Origin of the sequence: Nonomuraea aridisoli, from assembly GCF_003236395.1 — a bacterium.
In the GTDB taxonomy this organism is placed as follows: domain Bacteria; phylum Actinomycetota; class Actinomycetes; order Streptosporangiales; family Streptosporangiaceae; genus Nonomuraea; species Nonomuraea aridisoli.
Window position 1 is genome coordinate 1 of record NZ_POUD01000447.1, and the last position, 4391, is coordinate 4391.

5 protein-coding genes are annotated in these 4391 nt (G+C 73.3%); 3 read left to right on the forward strand and 2 right to left on the reverse strand.

What is annotated here, in order from left to right:
• Nucleotides 1–973 (forward strand): sigma-70 family RNA polymerase sigma factor (locus C1J01_RS46465; protein WP_111185384.1); only part of this gene is annotated, 973 nt, incomplete at its 5' end.
• A gap of 37 nt (nucleotides 974–1010) precedes the next feature.
• The gene (locus C1J01_RS46470) at nucleotides 1011–1817 is read left to right on the forward strand and encodes a nuclear transport factor 2 family protein (protein WP_111185385.1); all 807 of its coding nucleotides are present in this window, start codon (nucleotides 1011–1013) and stop codon (nucleotides 1815–1817) included.
• 75 nt (nucleotides 1818–1892) lie between these two features.
• On the opposite strand, the gene C1J01_RS46475 is transcribed toward C1J01_RS46470, so the two are convergent.
• On the reverse strand, nucleotides 1893–2255 hold the full coding sequence (locus C1J01_RS46475; protein WP_111185386.1) for a MerR family transcriptional regulator: 363 nt from the start codon (nucleotides 2253–2255) through the stop codon (nucleotides 1893–1895).
• A gap of 65 nt (nucleotides 2256–2320) precedes the next feature.
• Here C1J01_RS46475 and C1J01_RS46480 point away from each other — a divergent pair, with 65 nt between their 5' ends.
• The gene (locus tag C1J01_RS46480) at nucleotides 2321–2950 is read left to right on the forward strand and encodes an SDR family NAD(P)-dependent oxidoreductase (protein ID WP_268958818.1); all 630 of its coding nucleotides are present in this window, start codon (nucleotides 2321–2323) and stop codon (nucleotides 2948–2950) included.
• A 286-nt stretch (nucleotides 2951–3236) separates the two neighbouring features.
• On the opposite strand, the gene C1J01_RS46485 is transcribed toward C1J01_RS46480, so the two are convergent.
• On the reverse strand, nucleotides 3237–4292 hold the full coding sequence (locus C1J01_RS46485) for a YhaZ family DNA alkylation repair protein (protein WP_111185387.1): 1056 nt from the start codon (nucleotides 4290–4292) through the stop codon (nucleotides 3237–3239).
• Between the last annotated feature and the right edge of the window lie 99 nt (nucleotides 4293–4391).

Below are 4391 nucleotides of genomic sequence, written 5' to 3' on the forward strand. Positions count from 1 at the left end.
GCGGGGGGACGGGGAGGCGTTCGGGCGGCTTGTCGGGCCGTTGCGGGACGAGTTGCGGGCCCATTGTTATCGGATGCTGGGGTCGGCACATGACGCCGATGATGTCGTACAGGAGACGTTGGATCGGGCGTGGCGGGGGTTGGCGCGGTTGGAGGATCGCGGGTCGGTCCGGCCGTGGCTTTACAAGATCGCGACGAACCGTTCGCTCACCCTGCTCGAACGCAGGGCCCGCCGTGAGCTGCCCGCCGACCTGAGCTCGGGCGGCGTGCCGGCGGCTGAGGCGGCGTGGCTGGAGCCGTACCCGGACCGGTTGATGGGGTGGACGGCGGAGCTGGGGCCGGAGGCGCGGGCGGTGGCGCGCGAGAGCGTGGAGCTGGCGTTCGTGGCGGCGCTGCAGCATCTCACGCCCGTGCAGCGCGCCGTGCTGCTGCTGCGGGACGTCCTCGGGTACGCCGCGCAGGAGGTCGCCGGCCAGCTGGACACCACGGTCGCGGCCGTCAACAGCGCTCTGCAGCGCGCCCGCAAGGCGATGGACGGCCTGCTCCCCGAGACCACCCAGCGGCAGGAGCTCGAAGAGCCGGGCCGGCGGGAGCTCGCCCGCCGGTACGCCGCCGCCTGGGAGGCCGGCGACGTCGACGCCATCGTGGCCATGCTGACCGAGGACGCGAAGTACTCGATGCCGCCCGTCACCGCCTGGTACCGCGGCCGGCCGGGCATCCGCGCCTTCCTGCTGGACGGGCCGCTGCGGTGGCGCTGGCGGTTCCTGCCGGCGCGGGCCAACGGGCAGCTCGCGTTCGGCACGTACCTGTGGGACGACGCGAAGGCCGCGTACGCTCCCGGCGGGCTGGACGTGCTGGTCGTGCGCGGCGGCGAGGTCGCGGAGGTGGTGTCGTTCCTGGAGGCGGACCTGACCGAGTTCGGCCTGCCCGCTGAGCTGGGGAGCGATGAGTTTCCGGAGTGGCGCGGGTTGTAGTCCCGTCAGGAGTTCCATCCGAAGGGAGACCATCGTCATGTCCACCGACGAAGAGCGGATCCGCGCCCTCATCGAACGCTGGGCCGAGGCCGTGCACGCCGGCGACCTGGACGGCGTGCTCGCCGATCACGCCGCCGACATCGTGATGTTCGACGTGCCGCCGCCGCAGGAGGGCGTCCGGGGCATCGAGGCGTACCGCAAGACGTGGCCGCCGTTCCTCGAATGGCAGCTGGGGGAGGGCTCGTTCGAGATCCTTTCGCTGGAGGTCACCGCGGGCGTCGACGTGGCGTTCGCGTACGCGCTGCTGCGCTGCGGGACGGGCGCCGACGACCCGGACGTGCGCCTCCGGCTGACGTTCGGCCTGCGCAAGGAGGGCGGCCGGTGGGTGATCGCGCACGAGCACCACTCGTTCCCGCTCGCCGACTCGGCCGCGGCCGAGCAGGAGGTGCGGCGGGTGCACCAACGCTGGTACGAGGGCACCGCCGCCGGTGACCTGGACGGCATGATGGCCGCCGTCGCCGACGACGTGGTCTCGTACCAGCAGGAGACGCCCCTCCAGTACGTCGGCAAGGACGCGGTCCGGCAGGTCTGCGCCCGCGGTCTCGACGCCGCCGGCGACGACGGCGTCACCCTGGCCGTCCCCGACCTCAAGATCCTCGCCCGGGACGACCTCGCGGTCGCATGGGGGCTCGACCGGGTCCGCGTCGGCGAATCCGCCGAGAGCTGGTCGCGCGCCACCAGGGTCTTCCAGCGGCGGGGCGGCGCATGGGTGATGGTCCACCAGCACCTCTCGGTGCCCTACGACCCCACCACCGGACAGGCACGCACCGACCTACGGCCCTGACCGTCAGCCCCGCTCCGCAGCGGCGGAAAGCCAGGACCGTCGGTGCTGCTCTGCGGCGGCGCAACGCAAGGACCGTCAGCGTTGCTCTCCGGCGGCGGAAAGCAAGCCGTCGAGCGCCCGCTGGGAGGTCCGCAGCCGTTCGATCGTCTCGGCGATGCGGTGGCGCTCCCGCCGCAGGCCGGCGATCATGCCCGGGCAGGCCTCCGGCACCAGGCGGTCGCCGTCGTCGTGGACGCAGTCGAGCAGCCGCGCGATGACCGTGGTGGGCAGGCCGGCCGCGAGCATCGCGCGGATGCGGCGCACGGCGGCCACGTCGGCGTCGCCGTATTCGCGGTAGCCGTTGGGCAGCCGGAGCGGGCGCAGCAGCCCCTGCTCCTCGTAGTAGCGCAGCAGCCGCCTGCTCACGCCGGTCTCGCGGGCGAGGTCACCGATCCTCATGCGCTCCCTTGACCTTCACATCGATGTGACGCCTTACGGTCACGGCAACAACGAGGAAGGAGCCGATGATGCCCGGAGTGGTGATCGTGGGGGCAGGGCCGGGGATCGGGCGGTCGGTCGCCCGAAGGTTCGCGAAGGAGGGGCTGCCGCTGGCGCTGATCTCGCGCGGCGGCGGAACGCTCGGCGTGGAGGGGGCGCTCGGCTACCGGGCCGACTGCGCCGACGAGGACGAACTGCGCGGCGCGCTGGACGCGGCGGTGGGCGAGCTGGGCACGCCCGACGTCGTGGTCTACAACGCCGCGGTCGTCCGCCCCGACTCGCCCGGCGAGGCGACGGCGCGGGCACAGCTCGACGCCTGGGCGGTCAACGTGGTGGGCGCGCTGATCACCGCCGCGCACGTCGCCCCCGCGATGGCCCGCAGGGGCGGCGGCACGTTTCTCGTCACCGGCGGCATGCCGCGCCCCAAGGCCGCGTACGTCAGCCTCTCCCTCGGCAAGGCCGGCGTCCGGACGCTGGTGACGATGCTGGACGAGGAGTACGGCCCGGCGGGGGTGCACGTGGCCTCCGTCACGGTCGACGGCCCGGTCGCGCCCGGCACGCCGTTCGCCCCGGACGACATCGCCGAGCACTACTGGCTCCTGCACACCCAGCCCCGCGACCGCTGGGACCACGAGATCCTCCACACAGACCACTGACCACGCCCCCACCCGGGGTTCCTGCCGGCGACTCACCTCCCGGGACTTCCTGGTCTGCAGCTCACCCCGGGACTCCCAGGTCGCTGACTCACTCCCCGGTGCTTCGTGTCCTGCGGCTCACTCCCCGGGGCCTCTTGCCCGGCGGCTCATGCCACGAGATCTACTGGCCTGCGGCTCGCCCCCCGGGCCTTCTGTCCTGCGGTCGCCTACCGGGATTCCTGGCTTGCGGTTCACCTCCCGGTATCCCTGTTCGGTGGCTCACCTCCCGGGCTGCCCGGTCGGTGGGTCAGTTCGGGGCTGGGAGGAGGGTGAACGCGGTGGTGGCGGCTACGCGGCCGTTGACGATCACCTCCAGCTCGCGGGGTCCCGGTGAATCGTCCCGTGTTGTCACCGGGCGGAACGAGTGGGTCTTGCGGACGGTGAACGTCGCCCCGGCCCCGTCGGCCTCGCGTTGCCCCAGGTGGAAGACGCGTCGCGACCCCGGCCGCCGGATGGCGTATTTCAGCAGCACCGGGCCGGGCGCCCCCGCCGTCACCGTGACCGCGAACCCCAGGCGGTCGCCGACCGCCACGGCGTCGGACTCCAGCGTCAGCACGTCGACCGCGCCGCTTCCCGGGGTGGCGCCCACCAGCGCCAGCGCCTCAGGATGACCGGCGCGCAGCAGCCCGCGCACCGCGTGCCGCAGCACCGCCTCGACGTGGGAGCCACCCTCGGCCCGCCACCGGGCCAGCAGCTCCAGCGCCGCCTCGGGATGATCTTTCGCCAGGTCGTTGACGTGGTTGGCGACCGAGCGGCGGACGTATGCGCTCGGGTCGTCGCGCAGCCGGTCGAGCAGGGGCAGCGTCGGCCCTGGCGTCATCAGCCAGCCGACGCGCCCCGCCCACGGCAGCCGCGGGCGCGACCCCTCGGAGGCCAGGCGGCGCAAATGCTCGTCGGGGGACGTGGCCCAGTCGTACATGATCGCCAGAGCTGCGTCGCGGTGGCGCTCCAGAAAGGGCCGCACGGCGAACTCGCCCGTCGCGTACGGGGTCAACGCGGCCAGCGTGGACATCCCCGCCTCCAGGTGGTCGAGCCCGCGGGCGGCGGTGTGGTCGGTGGCCGGCCAGCCGCTCCACATGTCGAGCGTCACCTGCGACGCACACGCGCGCACGATCTCTGCGGCCTGCGGATAGGGGAGAGGCAGCGCATCGTGCAGGGCCGCGGCGACGTGGGCGACGCGCGCCTTGAGCTCCAGCTCGTCGAGCCCGTCGAGGGCCCGCGCGGTGAACCGGGCCTTCGGGAACGACCCCCAGGTCGCCGTCAGCCCGTCGGCCAGCACCGACACGGACGCAGCGTTGATCATCTCTTTCAGCGGTTGAGCCACGCGCACACTCTGCCAGCCGCCACCGACAATCCCACCGGCCAGTCCCAGTCCGGCGGTGCGGGTCGGGCGGTAGGGGGT

Excerpts from the sequence above, each read along its gene's own strand:
- C1J01_RS46470 (WP_111185385.1), top strand. The coding sequence starts at position 1,011 with ATGTCCACCGACGAAGAGCGGATCCGCGCCCTCATCGAACGCTGGGCC.
- C1J01_RS46475 (WP_111185386.1), bottom strand. The coding sequence starts at position 2,255 with ATGAGGATCGGTGACCTCGCCCGCGAGACCGGCGTGAGCAGGCGGCTG.
- C1J01_RS46480 (WP_268958818.1), top strand. The coding sequence starts at position 2,321 with ATGATGCCCGGAGTGGTGATCGTGGGGGCAGGGCCGGGGATCGGGCGG.
- C1J01_RS46485 (WP_111185387.1), bottom strand. The coding sequence starts at position 4,292 with ATGATCAACGCTGCGTCCGTGTCGGTGCTGGCCGACGGGCTGACGGCG.